The organism is Pseudoalteromonas obscura (assembly GCF_030135505.1).
GTDB classification, from domain to species: Bacteria; Pseudomonadota; Gammaproteobacteria; order Enterobacterales; family Alteromonadaceae; genus Pseudoalteromonas; species Pseudoalteromonas obscura.
The window spans coordinates 159,837-183,858 of record NZ_JASJUT010000008.1 but is presented as its reverse complement, the minus strand read 5'-3'; the positions used below and the strand labels follow the sequence as shown (position 1 = coordinate 183,858).

Annotated in this window: 26 protein-coding genes; 17 read left to right on the top strand and 9 right to left on the bottom strand. The window is 39.7% G+C overall.

Going from position 1 to position 24,022, the window contains the following annotated elements:
* Positions 1–98: 98 nt before the first annotated feature.
* From QNM18_RS17940 to QNM18_RS17900, 9 genes are all read left to right on the top strand, one after another.
* Positions 99–521, top strand: a complete 423-nt coding sequence (locus tag QNM18_RS17940) for a hypothetical protein (RefSeq protein WP_284138027.1) — start codon at positions 99–101, stop codon at positions 519–521.
* 309 nt (positions 522–830) lie between these two features.
* Positions 831–1,211 carry a hypothetical protein gene (locus QNM18_RS17935; RefSeq protein ID WP_284138026.1) on the top strand — a complete coding sequence of 127 codons (381 nt, stop codon included), beginning with the start codon at positions 831–833 and terminating at the stop codon, positions 1,209–1,211.
* Between the two features lie 113 nt (positions 1,212–1,324).
* Positions 1,325–1,600, top strand: coding sequence for a hypothetical protein (locus tag QNM18_RS17930; RefSeq protein ID WP_284138025.1), 276 nt, complete (start codon positions 1,325–1,327; stop codon positions 1,598–1,600).
* Positions 1,600–2,310 carry a hypothetical protein gene (locus QNM18_RS17925; RefSeq protein WP_284138024.1) on the top strand — a complete coding sequence of 237 codons (711 nt, stop codon included), beginning with the start codon at positions 1,600–1,602 and terminating at the stop codon, positions 2,308–2,310. Before QNM18_RS17930 ends, QNM18_RS17925 begins: the two co-directional genes overlap by 1 nt.
* 115 nt (positions 2,311–2,425) lie before the next feature.
* Positions 2,426–2,704, top strand: a complete 279-nt coding sequence (locus tag QNM18_RS17920) for a hypothetical protein (RefSeq protein WP_284138023.1) — start codon at positions 2,426–2,428, stop codon at positions 2,702–2,704.
* A 105-nt stretch (positions 2,705–2,809) separates the two neighbouring features.
* Positions 2,810–3,598: a hypothetical protein gene (locus QNM18_RS17915; RefSeq protein ID WP_284138022.1), complete on the top strand. Its 789-nt coding sequence runs from the start codon at positions 2,810–2,812 to the stop codon at positions 3,596–3,598.
* 38 nt (positions 3,599–3,636) lie between these two features.
* Positions 3,637–3,927 (top strand): hypothetical protein, encoded by a 291-nt coding sequence (locus QNM18_RS17910; RefSeq protein WP_284138021.1) that lies wholly within the window; start codon positions 3,637–3,639, stop codon positions 3,925–3,927.
* 128 nt (positions 3,928–4,055) lie between these two features.
* Positions 4,056–4,301 carry a hypothetical protein gene (locus QNM18_RS17905; protein WP_284138020.1) on the top strand — a complete coding sequence of 82 codons (246 nt, stop codon included), beginning with the start codon at positions 4,056–4,058 and terminating at the stop codon, positions 4,299–4,301.
* 130 nt (positions 4,302–4,431) lie between these two features.
* Positions 4,432–4,659: a hypothetical protein gene (locus QNM18_RS17900; RefSeq protein WP_284138019.1), complete on the top strand. Its 228-nt coding sequence runs from the start codon at positions 4,432–4,434 to the stop codon at positions 4,657–4,659.
* Between the two features lie 1,076 nt (positions 4,660–5,735).
* Here the strand turns inward: QNM18_RS17900 and QNM18_RS27270 are convergent.
* Positions 5,736–5,873, bottom strand: a complete 138-nt coding sequence (locus QNM18_RS27270; RefSeq protein WP_349774894.1) for a hypothetical protein — start codon at positions 5,871–5,873, stop codon at positions 5,736–5,738.
* A 14-nt stretch (positions 5,874–5,887) separates the two neighbouring features.
* On the opposite strand from QNM18_RS27270, the gene QNM18_RS17895 reads away from it, so the two are divergent.
* From QNM18_RS17895 to QNM18_RS17875, 5 genes are all read left to right on the top strand, one after another.
* Entirely contained in the window at positions 5,888–6,493 is a 606-nt protein-coding gene (locus QNM18_RS17895; RefSeq protein ID WP_284138018.1) for an SMI1/KNR4 family protein, read from the top strand.
* Between the two features lie 75 nt (positions 6,494–6,568).
* The gene (locus QNM18_RS17890; RefSeq protein WP_284138017.1) at positions 6,569–7,306 is read left to right on the top strand and encodes a hypothetical protein; all 738 of its coding nucleotides are present in this window, start codon (positions 6,569–6,571) and stop codon (positions 7,304–7,306) included.
* A gap of 185 nt (positions 7,307–7,491) precedes the next feature.
* Positions 7,492–8,838, top strand: a complete 1,347-nt coding sequence (locus QNM18_RS17885; protein ID WP_284138016.1) for an amidohydrolase family protein — start codon at positions 7,492–7,494, stop codon at positions 8,836–8,838.
* Positions 8,839–9,014: 176 nt separating this feature from the next.
* Positions 9,015–9,386, top strand: coding sequence for a hypothetical protein (locus tag QNM18_RS17880; protein WP_284138015.1), 372 nt, complete (start codon positions 9,015–9,017; stop codon positions 9,384–9,386).
* A 474-nt stretch (positions 9,387–9,860) separates the two neighbouring features.
* Positions 9,861–10,259: a hypothetical protein gene (locus tag QNM18_RS17875; protein WP_284138014.1), complete on the top strand. Its 399-nt coding sequence runs from the start codon at positions 9,861–9,863 to the stop codon at positions 10,257–10,259.
* Between the two features lie 390 nt (positions 10,260–10,649).
* On the opposite strand, the gene QNM18_RS17870 is transcribed toward QNM18_RS17875, so the two are convergent.
* The 6 genes from QNM18_RS17870 to QNM18_RS17845 all read right to left on the bottom strand — a co-directional run bounded on the left by QNM18_RS17870 (position 10,650) and on the right by QNM18_RS17845 (position 16,777).
* Entirely contained in the window at positions 10,650–10,829 is a 180-nt protein-coding gene (locus QNM18_RS17870; RefSeq protein ID WP_284138013.1) for a hypothetical protein, read from the bottom strand.
* A 360-nt stretch (positions 10,830–11,189) separates the two neighbouring features.
* A complete protein-coding gene (locus QNM18_RS17865; RefSeq protein ID WP_284138012.1) occupies positions 11,190–12,158 on the bottom strand; it encodes an HBL/NHE enterotoxin family protein in 969 nt (322 codons plus the stop codon).
* Between the two features lie 4 nt (positions 12,159–12,162).
* A complete protein-coding gene (locus QNM18_RS17860; RefSeq protein ID WP_284138011.1) occupies positions 12,163–12,729 on the bottom strand; it encodes a hypothetical protein in 567 nt (188 codons plus the stop codon).
* A gap of 66 nt (positions 12,730–12,795) precedes the next feature.
* Positions 12,796–13,920, bottom strand: coding sequence for an HBL/NHE enterotoxin family protein (locus QNM18_RS17855; protein ID WP_284138010.1), 1,125 nt, complete (start codon positions 13,918–13,920; stop codon positions 12,796–12,798).
* Positions 13,921–13,972: 52 nt separating this feature from the next.
* The gene (locus QNM18_RS17850; RefSeq protein ID WP_284138009.1) at positions 13,973–15,073 is read right to left on the bottom strand and encodes a hypothetical protein; all 1,101 of its coding nucleotides are present in this window, start codon (positions 15,071–15,073) and stop codon (positions 13,973–13,975) included.
* Positions 15,074–15,865: 792 nt separating this feature from the next.
* The gene (locus tag QNM18_RS17845) at positions 15,866–16,777 is read right to left on the bottom strand and encodes a LysR family transcriptional regulator (RefSeq protein ID WP_211008407.1); all 912 of its coding nucleotides are present in this window, start codon (positions 16,775–16,777) and stop codon (positions 15,866–15,868) included.
* 92 nt (positions 16,778–16,869) lie between these two features.
* On the opposite strand from QNM18_RS17845, the gene QNM18_RS17840 reads away from it, so the two are divergent.
* Positions 16,870–17,358: an SRPBCC family protein gene (locus QNM18_RS17840; RefSeq protein ID WP_211008408.1), complete on the top strand. Its 489-nt coding sequence runs from the start codon at positions 16,870–16,872 to the stop codon at positions 17,356–17,358.
* A gap of 50 nt (positions 17,359–17,408) precedes the next feature.
* Positions 17,409–17,843, top strand: a complete 435-nt coding sequence (locus tag QNM18_RS17835; RefSeq protein ID WP_284138008.1) for a GFA family protein — start codon at positions 17,409–17,411, stop codon at positions 17,841–17,843.
* Positions 17,844–18,201: 358 nt separating this feature from the next.
* Here QNM18_RS17835 and QNM18_RS17830 read toward each other — a convergent pair whose 3' ends face one another.
* Positions 18,202–20,070, bottom strand: a complete 1,869-nt coding sequence (locus tag QNM18_RS17830; RefSeq protein WP_284138007.1) for a winged helix-turn-helix domain-containing protein — start codon at positions 20,068–20,070, stop codon at positions 18,202–18,204.
* A 195-nt stretch (positions 20,071–20,265) separates the two neighbouring features.
* Between QNM18_RS17830 and QNM18_RS17825 the strand changes: the two genes are divergently transcribed.
* Complete coding sequence (locus tag QNM18_RS17825) at positions 20,266–21,525, top strand: adenylate/guanylate cyclase domain-containing protein (RefSeq protein ID WP_284138006.1); 1,260 nt, start codon at positions 20,266–20,268, stop codon at positions 21,523–21,525.
* A 265-nt stretch (positions 21,526–21,790) separates the two neighbouring features.
* Here QNM18_RS17825 and QNM18_RS17820 read toward each other — a convergent pair whose 3' ends face one another.
* Positions 21,791–23,854 (bottom strand): S9 family peptidase, encoded by a 2,064-nt coding sequence (locus QNM18_RS17820; RefSeq protein WP_284138005.1) that lies wholly within the window; start codon positions 23,852–23,854, stop codon positions 21,791–21,793.
* Between the last annotated feature and the right edge of the window lie 168 nt (positions 23,855–24,022).

Below are 24,022 nucleotides of genomic sequence, written 5' to 3'. Positions count from 1 at the left end.
ATCATGGCAATTGGACGCAAAACACTTGGCTTGCGCTCCTTCGTCGCTAATTTTAGCCAAGCATTATGCGCCCATTAGTAAGGCGTTAGGTATCTGTGTTGTCACTATTCAAAAAGAAAAAATTTGAACCAAACTTCCCAATTATCGAATTGGACGCTTCTCCTGAAGAGGTAAAAGATATTCTCTCTAAATTCTCCTCAGTAGAAAGAGTTGAAAAGTCACAAGGGGAAGGTGTCGATTTTGAGTATGTTGCAGAGAATCATGAAACCCGTATTAACGTTGGTTTTTCTGCTGATAAGATCTCATTTGTAAATTATCTTAGTGATCAGTTTAATAACAATGACAAGAAGAAGGCTCAAAAACTTGATTGGTTTATTAATTACTACGGTACGGTTGAGGAATTCGAAGAACCCAATGACACAGGTTTTATGATTTTCTTTCATAACCCTAAGAGAAAACTTACAATTGTTTTTGGTCTTCATATGGGGCCAATTCGAATAAATAGTCATGTAAATGCCTAACAAGTGCCTAAACCAAAGGACGCAAAACAGCAGGCTTGCGCTCATTCTTCGCTTAGTTTAGCCTGCTATTTTCCGCCGTTTATTAAGGCGTTATGATTATTGGGGGATTTGGTGAAGATTCGTAAATCAGGACTAAGAAATGATTTAGCAAGTCACTTTTATACTGATGCCTCAGACTTTTTGGAAAGATTTGACATTCTGTATGAAGAATACTCTAAAACTAAAAGGTTTAAATGTTTCGTAGATCTCCTAATGGGGTTTGAATGTATTTTAAAGTCACATATATTCCTTTCGCATAATAGTTCAAATATGGAAGAAGTGTATAGGGCGATAAAACGAGCTGGACATGACCTTATTAAGCTAGCTGATATTGCCAAATATTCCGACAATGATAGTTATCAAAAGGTAAAAGAAGAACTCGGCACGTATTCTGTATTTATTCGCTATTCACTCGATGCGTATGAAAACTTTCTTCCTTCTTGTATTGGCTTTGAAAAAGGAAAGTATGACTATTCTGCAACAATGACGAATCATGCTTGGATGATAGAAATGAGAGACCTACTAGCGTCTTTAATTGCACAAACATCTGAAGAGTTTACAGGCCTTGTAGAGTTTGATTTTGAAGATCTATATGGTGACGCAGAAAAAATGAGAGAGTTTGCCGTAAAGGTTGGCGTAGTAAAATCATAACAAGCGCATTATGAGCGGAACCAAAAAGCTTGGCTTGGTTCGTACCTCACCAATTATAGCCAAGCGTTTCGTTCCGCATATGCGGACGTTAGGTGCACTTTAGAATGTGGCGTGTGATTATAATATTGATGCTTTTATCAGGTTGTTCGGCTAAACCGATAAATGGATGTACTTTCGACTTAAATCACTGGGACAAAACAAGCAGCATTCCCAAAGTTTTAAGCTCGAAATATAAAACTGATATCGATTCTTGGTATAAAAATCAAGATGGAGACCTGTTTTACTGTAAGCGGTTTGTTGGTAACAATGTCTGCGGATATGAATTCGAAATGCACTTTAAGCAAGCTAATGGCTCTTATCAATCAGACGAAGTTATCTGTATGCAATAGTGCACCTAACAAAGCAAATTAAAAAGTACGGACAAAAATCAGTTGGCTTTGTTCGTGCCTCACAAATTTTAGCCAACAAATTTTTCCGTTTATTTGCGGCGTTATACGTTAAAGGAAGTTTCGTGAAATACTCAATAATATTACTTGCTTCAGCATTTTTCATGGTTGGTTGTAAATCAACAACCGAAGAGCCCGTTACAGATAATTCAATAGATTTACAACAGGAAATAACTCTAGAGGAGTTCTGTAAAACAAATCCTTGCCGTCAAAATAAACATGTGAAATTTAATACTGATAATGGAGCTGTTGACCAAGTATTGCCTCTTTATTGGCCTGCGGCTCAAGGAAATAAAATATCAATTCTCTCTGGTGACGAATTATTCATTGAAGCAGAAATACTCGATGGAGAGCGCATCGGCAATTTCAAACTAGTACCTAAAATTGTAAATCCCAAAAAAACTATCAAATTTTCGTTTACTCAAATGGATTCTAGTGTTGGTATGATGCTATCAGTAAAAAATCCTTTCCCTTTTCATATCAAGTATCATTTAAATATGATCGATTTTTCAGGCCAACCGCATCAAACAAGTAGTTGTCCTGTACGTGCGAATATTTCAGTGTCTGAGAGCTGGCCTCATCCGATTCCCGAGTTAATACTAACGGATATGCATAAACAAGAAGACGGCGAGAGTATGGCTTGCGTATATTAATGTATAACAAAGCAATCAAGTACGGACTAAAAAAGCTTGGCTTAGTTCGTTCCTTACTAATTTTAGCCAAGCCTTTTTAGCCGCTTATTGCGCGTTAGTTGCCAAGGAAGTTTTCATGCAATCTTATAAACTTAAGCTCAGTTTTACTTCTGTAGTAAAACTAGCTTTTTTATTTGGCTTTTGCACAGGAGTAGTGTGGATGACTCTTTTGGGTGTAGCTATGTTACTTGGTTTATTTCCCGGTGAAACACGACCCGTAGTTTTAGTATTACTATTACCATTGGGTTGTTCACTCCTTTTTGGTTTACATATTACAATTGGATACCCTATTTATATGTTATTCAATAAGTTCACCAAAGGAATAACAGTAAAAAATTTGATTAACGGCAACTAACAAGGCCGTAAAAGCATGGACACAAAACAGCTGGCTTGTGCTCCGTCGTCGCTATTTTGCGCTGGTTAAGCGAGGCGTTAGCCACCTAATGGAGAGACCAAACACATGAAGTATATATTAACCATCATTGTTGCATTATTTGTGATGGGGTGTTCGTACGAAGATATGAAAGAATCGATAGTACCAAAAGAAGAGTCATCTTTTGCCAAGGAATATTTAGATCAACTTCGATTAAAGAATTACGAATATATAAAAGCTCAAATGCATCCAGAACTTCTTACCAAGGTAACAGTTGAAGAGCTGGATAATTTATCCGGTTTTTTCCCTGAAGGTGAGCCTTTAAACACCGAATTAATGGGTTCCAATGTTCGCACATTCAATGACGTTTGGTCGGCGAATTTTTCGTTTGAATCTAAATTCAAAGTAGATTGGTCAATAGCAAGCGTTTCCATGACTAAGCAAGATGGAAAAATTTTGGTAACTGGAGTTAATGTTTACCGCACTAAAGAATCACAAAAGGTATTAAATTCATTTGGTAACGCAGAATTAAGTATGCCTAAGGTTTTGATATTAGTTCTAACAATCGTCACTCCAATATTCATGATCGTGACTTGCGTTTTTGTTTATCGAGCCCCTATAGAGAAAAAGTGGCGCTGGTACTTGTTATCGTTTGTTGGTGTCGGTGCGGTAGCAATGAATTGGACTACTGGAGAAATAGCAACAAAAATCGCAACAATAAAATTTCTAGGTGTTGGTGCTAGTGCCGCAAGCGAATTCGCTCCGTTAATATTTACTTTTACAATACCTATCGGCGCAATAGCATTTTGGGTAAAACGCAACAAAATGATTGAGCAAACGATGGCTAACAAGGCCAGCCAACAGAACGTAGCATAGCTGCGCTTCTGCTGGAGGCATTATATGTCAAGGAAATCATGAAGTATTTATTTATAGTTTCATTAATCTTTACTCTTATTGCATGCAAGGGTGATGGATACCTTAGAGGTGAAGTTGAACCATCGCAAGACGGTAAAACTTACTTTGGTGTAATTGATAATAATGGTGGAAATTGTGGGCCGTTACTATTAGATGGTAAAACTTGGGAGTTGCCACGAAGTGAAGTAGCAGAAATAGAGCCTGGTGAGCTTATTATTCATTGTGGATCATCCATTAGTTTTGTTATCCCCAATGGCGTGGTTTTTAAGTTCGATTATTGGGGGCCGTAGGCATATAGCATGGCAAATCAAAAAGGGCGGACAAAAACCAGTTGGCTTTGTTCGTGCCTCACAAATTTTAGCCAACTAATTTTTGCCGTTTATTTGCGGCATTAGCTATACCGTAAGGTGATTGAGTAATGGAAGAACTGTTAAGTAGTTTAGATAAGTTAGTAGTTGAACATCAGCTTGAGTCGCTAGCTTTTGAAGGCGCTAAGGCATGGACTGCATCAGAAGACTTTGATATAGATAATTCTATAACTTCAAAATTTAAGTACGATTTTCATGCTCGTAAACTTTGTTTTAAACATGAGTTTCGACCAACGCCATACATAGAGACTTACCTAAATATTGAGCTCGATGACTTGGAAGTGGGTTATTACTGATAGCGAGTTAAAAATAGCTAACAAATTACTCAAAGGACGCAAAACGCTTGGCTTGCGCTCCTCCGTCGCTAATTTTAGCCAAGCATTTATGCGCCCATTAGTAAGGCATTATGTTTTTTAGGACAATCAAGTGGCTATCTGGCAGGTTTCAATAGAATTGGTGCCCGCTAGTTGGGCTGAAGAGCATAACTTCAAAACGGCTCTTCTTTACGAAGAAGACGGGTTTGATACAACTTGTTCATGGGCCGACAATCAGCCATCAGAAGATTTGGACTCGGTATTCTCGAAGATATTGCCGAAGTCAGGCTCTGGTCTGAAGATCTTACCAGTTGGGGAAGTGCTAAAAAACACGACATAGCCGTGTGGGTCGAAGATGGAAAGGTATCCTCAGTTGGATTCAGACTGGATTTGCGAGAGAACATTAATGGCATTGCTTCGGCACTCTGCGATGCAGCAGTAGCTATAAACTGCGTGTTATTCGTTCCAGGTCAGCAAGTAGCGTTTAAGCCAAACATCTTCCAACTTAAACAGTGTATACTAAAATCTAATGCAGCTAAGCTAGTTGGAGACCATGAGGGATTTCTTAATGATCTTAGTTCGTAGCCACAGAAACATAACAAGAGACTATGGCGTTAATAACTAATTTTAAGCTTTTGGCACTTCCCATATAACACCATCTCGTAACATCGAATTTAAGATCACAATCATCTTTCTTACACATGTAATAAGCGCTACTGTAACGACTCCGATTTTAGTAAAAACTTTGACATCGGAATGGCCCAATTTTGCTTGAATGGTGGAAATATTGGCGCCACTTTGCAATAGATGTGTTGCAAGTGAATGATGCAATGTATGCGGTGTTATTACTTTTGTTAATCCCTATTTTTGAACGTCTTTTTTACTTATTTTCTTATACAGGAGTGATGAAATTGATGCCGCTTTATTTCGAGGCTTTGAATATCTGTGCTTAATATATGAGAGGGAAATAAATACTGCCACACAAGTAAATTCGAGTCTAAAGGGCAACTTTTTAAAGTATATGGCATCCATATATCAGCCTGTTTCTGATTGCTTAAATCAATTTATAGATATTCATCAACGTACAAAATTTGATTTGTTAGCATAGGTGTTGGTTCGAAGGTTAGCGTTACAATACGGTGTTTATTACCTTTTGCACTCCATGATTTAATGCGCTTATAATAAACTTAAATATCTTAAACTTTTAATTTTACTACTACCATTACTCTTAGAATACTTCCGTGCATAAGGCTTTAAATAAGGTGAAAGCGCTTATTTAAATGAGTCAAAAGCAGCTTAACTTCTTCTGGTGTCATAACTACAGACAGTTTCCTTGTTTTTCACTGCGGGGTAAATCTAATTTTAGCGATGATTATTTTCATTATGTTATTTATAAAAATAATAATAAATTTAGTGTCATGGCTTGCGTTCGTGGTGCAACTTTTGTTCTAATTCTAATTGCTCTAGATAGTATTCTACTTTGTTGTCCCCCGTGGGTGTGGGGTGACGCTTATTATGAAAATGGATACAAGATGCGAGCTGTTTTGGGTACAAATCTACGGTGCGTAATGAATACCGACGTACCAACAGATGTACAAGCTTTCATCGTAGAGGGGCCTGCAACTGAAAAAGAGGTTTCTGGTCTAGAAGAAAAGTTAGGTTTTCACCTACCTAAGTCTCTGAAAGAGGTCTTACTTAACTTTTCAAGAAAAGTTGAGTATCGCTGGTTTTTTCCAGAAAGCTTTGAAATCGAAGGTGATCTATCGGAGATTTTCTTGGGCGACAGGCATTGGTCACTAGATTGGATATATGAGTTTAATGACTCTAAGAATGGCTGGATCGAAGAATGTTTTCCAAACAAAGAAGACTCATATGATGCCGTTTGGCACAATAAGCTTGTGTTTCATGAGGTAGGAAACGGTGATTACTTAGCAATTGATATATCATCTCCTGAAGCAGAATCTGTCGTTTATTTAAGTCATGATGATGGCGATGGGCATGGAGTTGAGTTAGCTAAAAACTTTAAAGATTTCGTTTTTGAAAGTAGCCTTATAGGCTGTATTGGCGTCGAAGATTGGCAACATATGCCATTTATAGATAATGAAAATATGAATGTAAGTGGTAGTTGCGCCAATGCCATTAAGCTTAGAGATGCCCTTGGAATCAAGGCATAACAACCTACTTCAAACACTTCAGTTGCCTTGTGCTCGGCAGGGCCGGGCGTTATAAAAAATAAGGAAATTCGGCGAATGATTCGAGCAATAGCCATTCTAATCTTTTCTATTATACTTTCATCTTGTGCGGTTAAACCCGCTAAGGTGCTCCCTGTAGATTACAAATATGATGATAACGTAAAAATCGGTTTTGTTTCACTAATATCTGAAAAACCAACTCATAGTCACATAGGTATCACTGTTTTCAATAACTTCACAAAAGATTTAGATGTTAAATGGGAGCTTAATCAACATATCTTCGATGCTCTTTCCAAAGAATTTAATAAACAAAAAAGCTACGAGTTAGTTAATTTGAGCCAAGACCCATCGTCAAAACAGTTTTTTCATAACCAGAATCTTTTTACTAAAAAAGGTGACTTCACTGATGTAAACGGCCCTGAATTAAATTCAATTGTAAATAGTCTAAGTGTGAAAGATCTGGATGCAATAATTGTAGTCAGGTCTTTCAAAGTTTTTTACAACCAAAACTTTGAGAGCATTAGAGAGTCAATGGGTAAGCAGGGGGATCATGGATTTAAGAGTCGAACAGGCGAAGGAATGACGTTTAATTCAGCCATTGGTATCAACATGTATAGCATCGAACCAAAGGCTCATTATGTCGGTTGGCAATACCTCGGGTTGATCGGGCAAAAAGTCATACCGCAACCAAGTGACTATGAAAATTTAACTATATCCGAACTGTCTAGCTACGAGAAACAACTCAAGGACAACATTAACAATAAAGTTAAAGAGTTCGTCTCAAAAGCACCATAATTGTGTATAACAAACAAATAAACGAAGGACTTAAACAGCTTGGCTCCGCTCAAACCTCGCTGTTTTAGCCAAACTTTTTAAGCCCGTTGTTTGGGCGTTAAACGTCACGGCGCGTAATTTATAGCCTTGGTATCAGACAAAAATAAATAAAAAAATTGTGTTTACATGATCATGGAGTTTTAGACATGTTTTTACCCATTAACCTAAAGTATTTAACGATTATAGTTTTTTCAGTATTGTTGTTTGGCTGCTCATCAGGCCAGATTGAAACCAACCAAAATGTTTACTCTGTACAAGATACCGCTTATGTAAATGGACACTTTTTTGATCCAAAGAATGGTTTTGAAAACAAGGTTATTGTTGTTAGAGATGGGACTGTTTTCACCAAAACAGAGACTTTACCTGACGACTTTCCTGGGAAAAAAATCGATCTGCAGGGAAAATGGGGGATCCCGGGCCTTATTGACATGCACACCCATTCGTTTGGAAACTTTATACCTTATTCTAAGAACGATGCACCGGGCACACAGGCTGTTTCAGAAAGAGTATTGAAAGCTGGAGTCACCGGCTTTGTTGACTTATTCGGTGATGAACAAAGTCTTATTGATGTTAGAACTAAGCAACGAAATGGAGAATTTCTGGGGGCAGATATATATGCTAGCCTGACTTGTTTTACAGCACCCAAAGGCCATTGTTCCGAATATGGTATTGCTACAAGAACGGTGACATCTGTTGCTGACGCAGTAAGAGAGATGACCGAGTTAGCGGCACAGGAGCCTGATGTGATAAAAATTGTGTATCAACCTTCTGATGATCAACCTTCGATTTCAAAAGAAGTATTTGCGCAATTAGTTAAAACATCTAAGCAGTTTGGTATCAAATCTATTGTTCACATTAAAACCTGGCAAGATATTAGAGATGCGATAGAAGTCGGTGCTTCAGCTGTCACCCATGTACCACGAGGTGAAATTCCAAAGGACATACCAGCCCTTATGGCGAAAGCAGGAGTTGTGATGATACCCACATTAACCATTCATACAGATTTCGTTAATTTTTTATTTGATCCAACGGTATTGGATGCTCCTTTAACCAAGGAACTTGTTCCAGATGCTTTAATATCTGCCTATCGCCACGCTGATCTAATTGCTAAATATAAGGACAAGCAAGCGAAATTTAGAGAGCGAAATGCTGTCACTTTTTCTTCTGTTAACGCAATGATTAATGCCGGTGTTAGGGTTCTAGTAGGTACTGACTCAGGAAATTGGAACACTATTCAAGGTTATTCTGTTCATAGGGAGATGAAGCTTCTGGTTGATGCGGGTATGTCGCCTCACCAAGCGATTGCTTCTGCAACAACTTACTCGGCCAACTTTCTGGGTATCAAAAGTGGTTTCAATGAAGGTGATAAGGCCAATTTTGTTATCTTAAATGCTTCTCCGAGCAAGGATATTATGAATACACAGAGTATTTCTCATGTGATCAAAAATGGAAACATCGTGGTACAAAATAGTTTTAACGATGACAAGTCGTAGTTTTTACAGGAACCACTGGTAAGTTAATATGCTCGTGTGCATAGAAATGTGCCATTGAACAAAGCAATTATAGCGGACAAATTTTACTGTGCCGCTTTTTGCTTATCCGCTACGAGGGGAAAAACCAGCTCAGAAAAGTTTTCCGTATATTGAGGCGTTAGACATAAGAGGGGAGTATGACTTTTATTTGCCCACACTGTAATCATAAAAGCGTTAGCCATTTTTCAAAGTTTCTATCTTTTGAAGGTAGCCCTGCGACATGTTCAAACTGCGGTAAACACTCTATTGATGCTAATGGAGTAAATGATTCTTATCGGCAAATAGTTTCTTTTGGTCTCATTGTTTTTGGTGCGTTATCACTATTTACTCAGACTATTTTATATTTTGCTATCTGGTTTGCTTTCACCACAATATTTCCAATTTACTCTCTTTACTGCGTGCCGTTAGAGCCAATTGAAACAGAAAAAGTGAAACGCTATAGATCTAAAAAGCTTGTTTCTATTGGTGTTTTTTCTGTTTTAGTTTTATTGGTGGTAATCTTCGAGTAGTATTTCTAACAAGCTGTTTCAGAACTAATTATACGATGACATATATGGACACTGCATTTATGTCATATTTATTTGCAGGTTTGATTTTTAGAATTGAATAAAATCTGATAGTGAATAGCCGCTTTGTGCCACAAGCGGATCTTGAGGCGTAACTCGTTTCTGCCCCAAAATGTGTTTAGGTGAATGCCTCAAAAGAATAGCGTTTATTAGAAAGTTTATCTGCAGGCACGATATTATGATCCAGTTATAGGTCGTTTTTATTCGAATGCTCCTGTTGATGCATTAGGCCACATGTAACGCGGCAACAGCATTGCGCATGGTTTCAACCGCTATGCTTACGCAAACAACAATCCATATAAATATTTAGATCCTGATGGCGAGTTTGGTATTTTAGGGTTTGTATTAGGTTTCAGCGCTGAAATATACAGTCAAAAAAGTACCGGGAAAGATGTTAATTACACGAAAGCTTTAGTCATGGGAGCTGTTGGCGCTTTAACTGGTGGAGTTACTTCTATTGCTAAAAGTACGATCAGCATTGGTGGTAAAGTCGTTGCTACAACAACAGAGAAAGGCTTAGCTGCGACTATGACTATTGGTTCAGCAGGGGTGTTAGAAGCTGGAGGTAGTGCAGTAAAAGACTCATTGAGTAACACTTCATCGGGTCAATTAGTTAATAACGCTGTAGAATCTGGATTGGAAGCTATTTCCCCAACAACAAGAGTATTTGGAAAAGTATTTAAAGAAGCAGGCAAAAACGTTGCTGAAAATCTTGGTATTGGCGAAAAGGCTGCTGATGTTATTGGTGATATATCAGGGACGTTGGCTGAACAAACCATGAAAGATTCTTGTAATTTGGTTAAAAATGAATGTTAATTGTTAACGCACCTTGTAAGGTACACAGTAATGGATAAGTTTTGGACCTTTTTAAAGGTATTTCCGAAGTATGTATTTATTTGCTATTTCATCATAGTTTTTTTTGGTTTGCTTAAAGTTTTACTTCGTGGTGAATTAAGTAATATGACTTTTCAAACATTTATTGAAGGCTTATTGTATATTTCGCCCCTTGCAATAGTTGGAGCTGTGATACTTTACCTTAAGGATAGATAAATTAAATAAAAAGACGTATACAGGGGCTAAGCCGCTATCAGGTAATACTAATTTAACAAGGTTGTTTTAGCGACATTGTTGATTAGTTTATAGCTCTAAGATTCACTACTCATAGATACACTTTGTGATACTAGCCAACCTAAAACGTTGGCTTTTTTATATGCTGATTTTCTTCGGAATGACCTGCCAATTTAAATTGGATCTGATGCTGACTTTGTTTGGACTTGCTGCTGAAAGTGATTGGATTTTGCAGTAATGCTTTGCTTTGTTAAAATTCGGGTATGTATCCAGTTTATCAGCAGAAATCACTTCAAATTCGAATCCGTGAAAGTTCATAAATTCCCCTATTGCAATAGATTAATTATACAGTTGGCTACATTGTTTCATGCTGTTCATTTGATGTATAGAAAGGAGTAGAAATCGTTTTTGTTTAAATATGAAGGCTATCCGGTAGTGCCATTTCTACGATTGGGTTGTTCAGTTTCAGCGAGGTGCTGTTCGAGCTCAGCGTGTAAGGCCACTTCTGTAATCTGCTTAATCAACTACCATCTTTGCCAGTCAGTTCTTTGCCAGCCTTTAGTACCTTAACGGCTTTGTCGATATCGAGGTTTTGAGTCATGTGTCACTCCTGTTTTAATCATAATAGTGAAATGACACAGAATTTGGTACACTACCTGTTAATATTGTAAGTCTGCTTTAATGTGCTTGAGATGAAAGATTTTTCACAAACTCATCCAGTTCATTCCAAGCGGATTTTGCGACTTCTAAATCTAGCTGCTCTAAGATAATCAACACATCTTCATTCGCAGCCTGATTTAGCGCATCAGTGACCGCTGTGAACTTTTCCTTCACCACTTCCCCTTGGTCTAGCACTAAGCTGAACACTTCTTGCACGTTAACATTTTCCATTTGTAAGCCAGAGAAAACATCTTGCAGCTGAGTGATTTGAATGCATTGCTGATGTACATCACTGTACTGTGCCATTAACTTTTTTTGTTTACTCTTTAAATCACTGATTTCCTTTTCAATCAAAGCAATCGCAACGGGGCCCCCTAGCCACATATAGCTCAATGATTTCTGCTTTGAGCTGATCTGACTGTTGATGCTATCAATTTGCGCTTTAAGTGACTTTTCATTGGTTTGGCTATCATTGAGATAACGCTGAATATCAGCATTGGAGTTATTCAGGCTTTTTTGGTCTTGTTCCAACGATTCATTAAATGCCACCAGTTGCTGTTGAATACTATCAAGCTCACTGACTTGCTGCTCGACTACGCCCAATAGCCCGTTAAGTTGATTGCTTAGCGCATCTCTTTGTTGCTGGGTTGGTTCACCTTGCTGCTGACGAATTTGTTCCATCGTTGCAATCATCGTATCCGCAGCTTGGTTAAATGCCGGTGTTATCTCAATGATCTGATTAGGGAAGGTTTGAACAACTTTCGGGCCTAAATCATTGAGCCAAGTTTTAGCGTGGCTTTGTACTTGATTCAAAACCTGACTCAACTCTTGATAAAGCGCACTGGGTATAAAACTTGGATTGAGCTCAATAGCCAAAGCGCGAGACGCATACAAGCTCACTTGGCTTGCGGCGCTCATGGTATTATTAATGGCCTGTTGACTTGCCTTATTATCAGGCATTAAGGATAGTTGACTATAATCTGGCATCTTTTTACCTTATTTGATTGCCTTGGAATTGCTCGCATTGTTCACGCAATTGCACCAGCTGATCCAAAGCAATTTTTAATTGTTTTACAAAACCACTTAATTCAAATCGGTTACCCACTTGAGGCAAGTGATACATTTGTTCTTCAAATATCTTTATCCAGTGCCGCCAGTACATTTCCATATTCTGCAACGCACGCAAACCCGTGACTAAATGAGCGTATTCCTGAGCTTGCTCTGGAGTATCATCAAGTAAAGATTCTAAATGGCGTGTGATTATCTGATTGTGTCCGACAAGAGACTCAACTTTTTGCTGTAAACGCGCAAACATCACTAACACGCTTTCAATGTGCTGCTCATCCAATTGATCACGCGCGAGCCAATCAATAAATGTGGGCATATACGCATCAAATTGATTCACTAAATGGATAATAGCTTGAGTCAAATCGACCCGAAAACGGCGGCGCGCTTCTGCCCAATGTGTATTGTGTGCAGTTGCGTTGCAGCGGCTTAAAGTGTGATTGAGCTGATTTGTCCAAGCTAGGTCGAATACATGCATTTCTGTACTCATCATATCTCATTGCTCGCCATAAACGCGCCCTAACCCCTGCCACAGCAGAGCTTAGGGCTAATCAGTCAATTAAGCCGCTGTTGTCTCTTCTTGCGGCGCGTCCATTGTTCCTTGATTAATCATCGACGTTTGCTCAACTGCTTCAGCAAACTGCTCAAGTTGACCCCAAGCTGTTTGTGCAGACTCAACATCCAGTTTTTGCAAGATACCACCTACTTCATCTGCTTGTGCTTGTTCTAAGTCAGAGATCACCGCTGTCATCTTCTGGCTGAGCGTTTCGTACATATCTAGAATTTGCGACAACGCTGTCTGCGCAGACTCATTAAGCATCACTAATCCCTCTACAGTGCAAATAATCGTTTTCAGCGCAGAAACCTGAGCTTGCTCCGCATCCAATTCATTTTGCGCGTCATTGATGTCTTTCAAATCTTGTGTGATGTCATCATTCCAAATAACGGTACCAGCTATCGCAGCCCCCGTGGCAACCACACCAACACCACCGACAACTAAAGGCGCTGCCGCCCCCCCTGTTGCGATCGCCAGTGCAAAACCCGCTACCGCTAAGAAAATACTGACACCAATACCAATTTCTGATACCGTAGCCAGAGTCTTATCCTTCGCTAATCTTTGATTAAGCTCAACAATTTTACCTTGAATTTCAATCACTTTATCTTGATCTTCATGTAATGCCGCAATCGCGCCATTGTTTCCCTCAAGCAGGTTATTGTGATCCGTTTGGATGTCTTCTGAGAAAGTCACCAAATCAGATTGCGCTGTTTTGATAGTGCTTTTTTGCTGTTCCAAACGTGTCAGCGTCGCCTGTAGTAACTCTATGATTGAGTTTTTCTGTGCGTCAGTTGGGTTACCAGCAGCATCTTTAATAATGCCCAAAATATCATTGGTCGCATTTATAAACGTGTTGTTGTAGTTGATGATTGATTGCGGAATAGTAGCAAATAAACGCGGCCCTAAATCTTCAATCCAGAAATCCGCATGCTCTTTAGCTGTGGTTAGATTAGTTTGCATTGTATCAAACCAATCAGGTTGTGAATCTAAGCCAGGAATAGGGCTAAGTTGTACATTGATCATGGCATGCGCGTATGCAGTTACGATAGCATTAGCATTGAGGTTATCCGCTAAGTTTTGTTGCGTTTGATCTGTATCAGGTGCCAGTGTGTTAGCTGTATCAGTCATGACTTTTCCTTAATTTCAATTTATTACTATATTTTTTGACTACAATGGCGTATTAAATTGCCGATGTACTCAACGAGATTTTTTCTTGGCTTCTAGTCAGCAGTGACTCTTGCGCTTGTGTAGCGAAGGTGATCAACTCTTGCCAATTCGCTTGAGCTGCCTCAAGGGTAAGCAGATTTGGGATCTTGCTCCACTCGTTGCTTGGCTGCGCCAATGCAACTGAAATATTTTGTGCTTCAGCAGACAAGGTTGAGAGCAAAGCTTCAAGGGTTGGGAACGCATCTTGATAATTCATATTCTGATACAAAACCGTATCGATAGATTGGATCAAAGAGCGCATAGCCATCATCTGAAAAGTCTCATCGTTCGCTTCAACCATCAGGGTATTAATGGCATCAATGTCTTGTTGTACTTCTTTGCTGTTGATCACCTCTTTGATGGTGTTGAATGCCACTTGCACTAACCCCACTGAAATTGAAATGATTGACCCTAATCCGCCCGTTGCCGCAATGGTTACAGCCGATACAACAATGCCAAACACAGCGGTCGCAGTGCCGACTTCTTCATGGTTTAGATCGGACGACAAGCGCGCAATTTTTACTTGCAACGCACTGATCTGCGCCTCAATTTGTTGCAACTGAGTTTCATCATACTCAAGCACTTGTTCAGCCTCATTCACCGCCTTTACCAGTTCAGTGCGCGCAGCGGTAAAGTCACTGATCACTTGGCATAAGTGCGTATCATAGCCCGCTAACTTAGTGCTCGCTTGGCTACACATTTGGCTGATCTCATTGCAGATTGCACTTAAATCAGCAACCTGAGTACTGCTTAATGATGTTGCGCCAGACTGCTTAGCTTGGTTAACGATCGATTGCATCTCAGAGCAGGTGTTAATACAAAAATTGCCTAAGTCCAGTACGCTTTGCGGTACCATTGAAAATATGGCGGGTCCGGTTTGCGTTTCCCATGAGGATGCTTGCGACTGCATGGTGGTCAGTGCTGAAGAAACAGCCGGATACCATGAAGGCTCAACTTCGCCTGCGTATGGTAAATACAGTGACTTAACTGCTAACTCACCCATACTTATGGTATGAACCGTATTAAGATTATCAGTTAGCGCTTGCTTGGTTAAGGTATTATTTAAACACAGCATGATGTTTCATCCTTGCGAGTATTGAATTGTGAATAGTCAGGCATATATTCATGACTCTTAGGAGCACGAACTTTAAGATACTCAGTGCCTCCCGACAAAACTTGGGCTAAAGCCCCATAATTAATTCCTTTCTCGCACAAATATCAGGTTTCTAAAGTAAAGAAGCGAATTCGAGCGGCTCCAGATACGAAAAAAGTCTAGCAGGAATTCTTCATGCGGCAATTACAGTCAATTACAGTCAATTACCAATAATCCAACACTTTATTTAGTTGCTCCTGAATATTGACGTTTTAATGGTTAGGCCGGCTGTAGAGTCCATTAAAAGTAGCAATCGTTCCAAACTAATTTAGCTTAGATCCGAACATTTTCAGCAAGTACAAGAGCACCCTCTCAAATAATTCATTCAAAGAATTGATTTTGTATAAGAGATTTCTTGGGGTTATATCAGCAGCAAATTATCAAAAAATAGACTTGCAGATCTCAGCTATCTAACTTATCCGGGCACTTCCGTAGGAGAGTATTTAAACAGACAAGGAAACCATCTTGAACCGTTTAAGATTAAAAACCACCAGAACTAAAGATTAACTAATTGCTAGTACTAAGCCCTAATTAGTAATTACTGAGTATTAAAGTAATATATTCGTTGTAACTCACTTCTGTCCAAAAACGAGTTTGCTGGGCGTTTGCTTCTCGCTCTTAGCTGCCAGTCAGATGAAGTCTAAGCCTATTCAACCATGCTATTAGGTCATATATGAGCTACTACATATGAAAGTATTGGGTCTGCTGGCTTGTCTAATTTTGTTGCTGCCCTAGCAATGCTTCTTTTTTGCTCTCAAATAAATCGACTAAAAACTCTCTAAAGCGCCGTAACCGTGTGACATCCCTATGATCAGGGTGAGACAGTAACCAGACCTCATGATTTAACATAGGTTCACAATCGGGTAAGCGCATCACTCCCTCAAGCTTATCCGCAAAGAAACAAGGTAACATAGCGATCCCTAACCCGGCTTTTAGTGCTTGGGCTTGTAACGCCGCGGTATTAAAGTTATAACGCCTTTTTATATTGGGATATGGAGACATTTTTATCCATTCTGGGTTAGTGTCAGTTTCACCCCACCCTAAAAAGCAGGCATCCGTGTCTTTTGCTTCTAAGTCTCTATTTTCAAGGTAATTGTCACTGACATAAAAGCAGCTACTAATCGTCGCTAATTTCCGTCCAATTAAAGGTTCCGGTGGTTGTTTACCAAACCCTAATATCCGCACCGCAATATCTGATTCTCTCGAAGAGATGTTAAGTACTTGGCTAGAAATAAGTACTTCAATATCTATCGCTGGATATTGCTCAGTAAACTGATGCAAATGTGGCATCAGCAGCTCATGAGCTAACACATCTGGCAAAGTTAAGTGGATCTCACCACTTAATTCGTGGTCTTTTCCTTGTAGCTGGCGCTCAGCACTTAAAATGGCATCTTCAGCTTGAGTAGCATGGCTCATCATTGTTTTCCCTTCATTGGTCAACTTAAAGCCTGTCACCTTTCGCTCAAATAAACGCGTACCTAGCTGTTTTTCCAAATTATCAATTCGACGTTTAACTGTGGTGTGACTAACACCCAGTGCCTCAGCCGTTGCTCTTGCACTGCCTGCTCTTGCAACATGAACAAAAAACTGAACATCCTGCCAGTCTATGGAACTTATATGCACCACAAGGGTCTCTTTTCTGCTATATCGGAATGCTGAGTGTCCGTTTAAAATCATTTCATGTCAATAAATTGAAACTTTGAACTTGGGACTAAAACATGAATATAGCTACCGCTATCGAAATTAACTTAGATAAAGACTCTGTATGGAAGCTACTTGCAGAGGATTTTACAAGCATTCAACTATGGTTTCCTGCCGTTAAAAAATCTTACGCACTGAAAGCACATACCCAATTGGAAGGTGCAAGTTGTGCAGGTCGAGTATGTGAATTGAGCGATAAACCTAATGGCCTAAAAGCAGAGGAAACAATTACAAATTATGACAGCGCCAACGGCACGCTCTCAATGAAAGTGGAAGTGAAAAACGCGCCTAAAATATTTCCGGTACGCAGTAACGATGTAACCTTTACCCTAACCGCTGTATCAACCGATCGCACGCTACTTTCTTTCCAAGCAACGCCAACACTTAAAGCACATGGTTACTTACTTTATCCGTTACTCAAGCTTGGTTTAACTAAGAGCTTTAAAGACTTGAACAAGGCATTTAAAGCCCATTGTGAATCGGTTGGCGTTGTGCAACCTGCATAAGCCATGACTTCATCATTAATCTAACGTAGATAACTAAAAAAGAGATATATATGACTACTGTAAAAACTGGATCGTGCGCTTGTGGTGAATTTAACTATGAAGTCACTGGTGACCCTATGGGTTTAGCTGTTTGCCACTGTACTGCCTGCAAAAAACGTACAGGTTCTGCCTTTGGGATGGGCTGCTTTTTTCCAAAAGAAAACCTTAAAATACAAGGTGAATACAAAGAATATACGCGAATAGCAGATAGCGAAAGAAGTGTTACTCACCGCTTTTGTACAAACTGCGGGACAACAATAATGTGGACGGCTCAAGCTATGCCTAACGGCATTGCGGTTGCTGGCGGTAGCTTTGATGACCCGAATTGGATCACGCCTCCTTTACACGCATGGGGAAGTAAAGCATTACCTTGGTTTCAATTTCCAGAAGGTGTTAACGTCTTTGCCGAGAACCCGAACAAAAAAGTCGTGCTCAAACAACAGTAGCTTGCTTCTTTGAGCTAAGTTAATAAAAAGATAGGTCTAAAAGTGAAACAAGCCAAGTAAGGCTCTTCCTAGATTGTGCGTCAATTTTACACTTTAACTCTTTGATTGTTATAACCTAACTCTCTGAGCTCTATCTACTTTCGGCTTTTTTCCATGACTAAATTTGCCCTATATTCAGAATATGCGATTTTCCCATCTTCTGAATATGGGGAGTTCAATTGATTTGAACTTATTAACAGCTGCGATAGCAGCATTTTATTGCTCGCTTTTTGCTCACAATCGCAAGTCAGATGAAGTACAAATCCGTGCTGCTAATCAGAGAACTCCAACATGAGTTACTAAAGTTTAGTTAATCAAGTTAGATTTTTTTCTTGTTCTGCTCATAGGGGTTGATAACCCCTAATTTCGAAAGCTGTTCTCGTTTAATGAGCTGCCATCTAGGGCGAGCAGTGTTTTGTATATAGTGACGATAAATCATAGCATCTGTTTCGTCTTGCAACTCTGCGCCCAACTCCAATAGTTTTAGCGCCATATCCAGTCCTACCCAGTCAATATGTTGCATTCGGGCGGTATTAAAGCTGATGCGCGCGTGCTGCTTTGCTAACTCGGGCTGCGCTAGTCGATGATAAATTTTGGCAAGTAAAAAGTGTTTTCTGGCTGGCTCAGTAATATTACTCGCTAAAGCCAAAGCTTGCTCAGACTGATCTTGACCTAAATATAAGTTAGCGAGCTGTTCGCTGACAGAGAAAAATACCCAGTAGTTTTCTGGTGTAACTGGTTGTTCTAGCACTTTTAAATAGAAGCGTTGCTTTTCTTCAATGGTTTGTGCAAACAGCGCAAAATGATAAAAAATAAGCATATAGTGAGAGCCGTCGAGTTGATGATCGGCAAGCAGTGTTTTGGCTTGAAACAAATAGTCGTACTTCTCTTTATCACGCTTTAGTTTATATGCATTAATCGATAGCAGTGTATAAGCCCTTATTTCTTGGACTGGTCGGTTAGCTAAGCGAGCTTGGCTGGCAGATTTATATAAATGCTTTTGAATTGTAGGGAAGTCTTTGTGGTGTGCGGCAACATCTGCAAGTGACTTACTGATTTCGCTGTTGAGTGCATTAAAGTCGGCTTGGTCCATCAAGTTGTTGGCTTGCTCTAAGTGCTGTTGTGCCAGTTGAAACTGGTTTAATGCGATGAATAAACGCGCTTTTAACCATTGGGCATAGGCCATATATATCGGATGGTTTTGTTGCTCACTCAGGCTTATCATTTGCTCAATTCGAGCGCTGGCCACATTGTGGTTATATTCAGATAGCAAACGTTCTATCAAATGTTTTAAAACGTCTAAATCATTGGGGTCTTGGTTATTGAGCATTGCTAGCTCTGAGGTTGTAAAGGAATCTATTTGCAAATAGAAATAGTCTGACTGAACAAGGCTATCTATTTTTCTTTTTAACTGGGCTTTAAGGTCATTGACTGTGGAACCGTACAGATACCCTTGCCAATGCCTTAAGTGGCCTTGAAGACGATATTCCAGTAAAAATACTTGTTCTTCTTCAATGCGTTGTTGATATACAAAACCACTCACAATTAGCTTATCTGAAGAGGGGACTAGTTTTTTGTATTCTATGTAGGGTGAATTGAATATCGCTTGTGCGGAGCTAGTATTACTCGGGGCGAGGTAATTGGTAGACAAGGTATGGTTTAGGGCCTGTGTTTCAGAGGTGAGATGCCCCTCAAACCGCGGGGAAATAGGCACTAACAAAACTGATTGAGCTTTTTGAGAGACATCATGACTCGCTGTAATGCTGCTGCTCGGCCAATACCAAAACAAAGCCGATAGACTGAAGGCTGTAAATGAAATTAGCGCAATGATCAAAGGAAGGCTTGCTCTACCTGTATTTTTTATTGGGTGTTCGTCAGATGGAGTATTGCTAGCTGATGGTGTTCTTAGTTCAAGCTGCCATTGATAGCCGCGTTTGGGAAAAGTTTTTATCGCTTCGTCTGAAATTATCGCCCGTAGCTGGCTGATATTTTGAAACACCACTTGTTCAGATACCACGCGTTCGTGCCAAACGTGATCGAGTATGTCCTCTTTGCTAAGAACTTTATCTTTTGATTCGATTAAAAGCGCTAAAAGCTTACTTTGAGTTGGGGTTAAAGGCACATTACTCTGATTTTGAAAGAGTAAACCTTGTTGAATATCGAATTTAAAGTCTAAAAAATACAGCATGGTTTGGGTAATCACTCCATTGTAGTGGCTGCAATAGTAGCGCAGAGGCTGTCATTTGTGAATGCTGTGGATTCCTCTTTGTTTTTTATCACCTGATGTATTTGAAAGCGACCAAGCTACACTAAAGGAGTTGGGTGTAGCGCGTGTGGTTTTTGTAGCGGCAAATAAAAGTGACTAAATGGTGGCATGATATTTATGAAATGGTTAAAGGATATAGACGAGTCTTTTGATGTGTTACTTACGGACTGTTATCAGCAAAGAGAGATGGAAATGGAATTCCATATCAACCAAATTCGATTTGTGGGACTGATGTCACTATTCCTGTTAGAGCTGTTTATAGGCTTGTTAAATAGAGGGGTAGACTGGACGCTTATTATAGTAGATGTTGGCACCATGGCGTTGACTGCGATTTGGTGTTTGTGCGTGGCACGCTTTGCCAAAAGTGAGGGATATAAGCCTTGGTTAAAGTATGTATCCATCTTATTTGACTATCTCATTATCTTGGCAATCACATTGGAAATGGAGTTTTTGTCTGAGATTGGGCACTTTTTACATGATATGCACAATACCGAGTTTGAATTAATGCTCATTAGTGCGTTGATTTTGTTCAATGTGATGAGTGCGTTTAGACAGGGTAAGCTCATTATTTACTATTCAACGTTATGTTGTTTGGCAACAGGAACCGTCATTTTAGAACACAGTGGGACTGCCCGGGCGATTGAGATGCACGAACAGATCATCATTTTATTTTCAGGTTTACTGGCGTGGTCGATTTCAAGTTACATCACAAACACCTATACCCGCCTGCGTCACAGAGAAAGGTTACTTAGGTATTTGCCAAAAAAGCTAGTCAGTGCAGTTGAAACGGGCAAAGTGGATATCGAGCCCGGTGGTGAACGGCGAAATGTCACTGTACTCATGGCTGATATAAGACGTTTTACAAGCTTGTGTGAGTCTCATGAACCCGAAGTCATAACAGGGTTGTTAAATCGATATTTTTCAGCCATGAGCGTTATCATTTTTAAATATGATGGCATGGTTGATAAATTTATTGGCGACGCAATAATGGCCATTTTTGGCACGCCTCAAGATGAAGGAAACAGTGCCAGAAATGCGATAGATGCGGCAAAAGAGATGTTGCAGGCTTTAGAGGCACTAAATAAAGAGTTTATTGATGAGGGGTTGCCGAGTTTAGAAATTGGCATTGGTGTACACAGTGGCGAAGCAATTGCAGGTAATGTTGGCAGCGTCAGTTGTATGGACTACACGGTCATCGGAGACACTGTTAATGTTGCGGCTAGGATTGAGAGTAAAACCAAAGATTTAGAAAAGCCTTTACTTATCAGTAAGGTGAGTGTTATGCAGTCAGAGCACAATGATTTGCAAAAAGCCGCCGAAGTGACCTTGAAAGGGCGTATTGAGCCGATAGAAGTATTTTTTGATCCGTCAATTTAAATGTATATTTTTCGTTTATACATTGAAAATATTTTGGTTTTATTTTGAGCTTGTTTGATTTATTATGGGAACAGCTCAAAAATAAGCTTGCCAAAATTATTGTTCTTTTAGGGAAGGTATTAAACTTTCTCGTGCTTTGAAGCGCATGGAAGGGGTCATTGAGAATTCATAGGAGTAATGAATTTTTGGTAAGCATATTTTTGAGTGGCAAAAAGAAAAGAGCAAAGCGACTTCACATCGCTTTACTCTTTTGACATGGAATTACTTATTTATTCGCTTCTTTAGTCGCTTTAAGCTTAGCTGCATGATCTATCTTATAGTCAGGCATGGCTTTGTTTCCGTGGATAAGATAGTTATCCATCCAACGCATTAGACGAATACTGTAATCGTATTGTGCTGCCACTTTGCGATTGCCGTGACCTTCTCCTGGGTAATAAATCAGACGAACATCTTTACCTTGTACTTTCATGTATCTGTACAATTCCATTGATTGTGCAGGGTGTACACGAGGATCATCTTTACCGTGCATAATTAATAGTGGTGTTTTTGACTGACCGGCCCAGTAGATAGGGCTTCGCTCAAGATACCATTGCCACTTTTGCCAAGGGTAAGAACGCGCGTGTACCAAAAACATTTCGTTTGAAATATCAGTTGTGCCAAATTTCGATAACTGGTTAGTCACACCGACAAACATAACACTTGCTGCGAAATGTTCTGTTAGCTTTGTTGCGCCCCAAGCTGACGCATAACCACCATAAGAGCCGCCAGTGATGCCTACGCGTTTTGTATCAACTAAGCCAGTATCGACAAGATATTTTTTCATATCTACTAGGTCGTCAAACTCTTTACCTGCGTAGTCACCTTGGCCTAACTTCGAATAGTCAACACCTTTGCCTGTTGAGCCACGGTAATTTGGATAAAATACAGCGTAGCCACGTGCTGCACCCATTTGGCCAGGATCTGAATAGCTCGTTAACCAGCCATTTTTATCGTGAGATTCTGGGCCGCCGTGCACTGACATTATAAGAGGGTAACGCTGGCCTTCTTGATAACCTAGTGGGTAGATAAGGACACCGCCAATCTCAACACCATCTCGGGCTTTAAAAGTCAGTGCTTCTTGTTTTGCAAAACGCTTGCTATCTAACCATGTGTTTGAATTAGACAAACGAGTAGGGCGTTTCTTGCGTAACATAAACACTTCGCTTGGGTGTTTTGCAGTGTGGGCTGTTAGTGCAATTGTTTTGTCTGAGTCAGAAACAGACAGACGACCAGCGATAAAACGGCCTTCTTTGACTAATTTTTTATATTTTGCCGTGCCAACTTTAATTTGGCCAACAAAGCTCTCTGCGCCTACATGGCCTACAAAGTTAAGTGTATTTTTGCGATTAGACCACTCAAAGTCACCAATATGACCCATAAAGTTTGGGATCCACTCTTCAACTTTGCCTGTTTCTGCATTTGCTAAAAATAAGCGGCCTTTTGCAGGATCGTGTTTGTCTTCAGCGCCTAAAATAGCGATATACTTACCATCGTGTGAAAACTCAGCTTCACCTAACTTACCTTCAGTCTTAAACGATGTTGTAATTTGTCTTGTTGTAGCATCCATAACATGCCACTGAGACTTCATATATTGGTCATCTATAAGCGCTGTAGGTTGCGTTTTCACAAGTAGTTTGCTCGCATCATCCGACCAATTAACATCGCTCACATACCCTTCTACTGCGACAACATCAGGCATGATAGGCTTTTGGCTAGGTTCTAAGTTAATGATGTGAAGTTGTTTGTTCTTTAAACCCAGCTCATATACTTCGGCCATAAAACCAAGTTTTTTCAGCTCTTTTTCAGCGCTATCTTTCGCAGGCATGGCAAGGACTGCAACTTGTTTCCCATCTGGGCTAAGTTGATACTTTGAGATTGATGTGTCTTTTAAAGCAAATACCTTTTGTGCTTCACCGCCATTGAAAGCAATGCGGTACAAAGTTTTAAACTTATCTGTTTTCTTCTTAGTTAAGAAATAAATAAATTGGCCATCAGCTGACCATGAGATGCTGCTGATATTCACTTTGCCAGTAATAAACGGACGCTCGACGCCATTGTCATCTACAAGGTGAAGCTCAGCATAATTTTTTCCATTTTTGTCGACGTATAGTTCACGCGGCACTGAGCGAGTGAATGCTACTGATTCACCGTCAGGACTGACCGCTGAGCTAATGACTTTTTTAATTTTTGGAATATCTTCTAGGGTGATTGTATCTGACTGAGCTACTGCCAAAGTACTTGTGCTGACGAGGCCAACAGCAAGAGCAATAGTCGATTTTATCAATTTCATTATACTAGCCTTGAAAAAGAGTGTGAGAAAGACGTGAAACGTCGAGCTATAAAAAAATTTACGCCATTTTACGTTCGGTCTTACAGAAAACCACTGTTTGCGACTAATCGTCCAAGGTATGCGACCAACAGCTTAATTGCATAAATAAGCATAATTGATGAATGACTA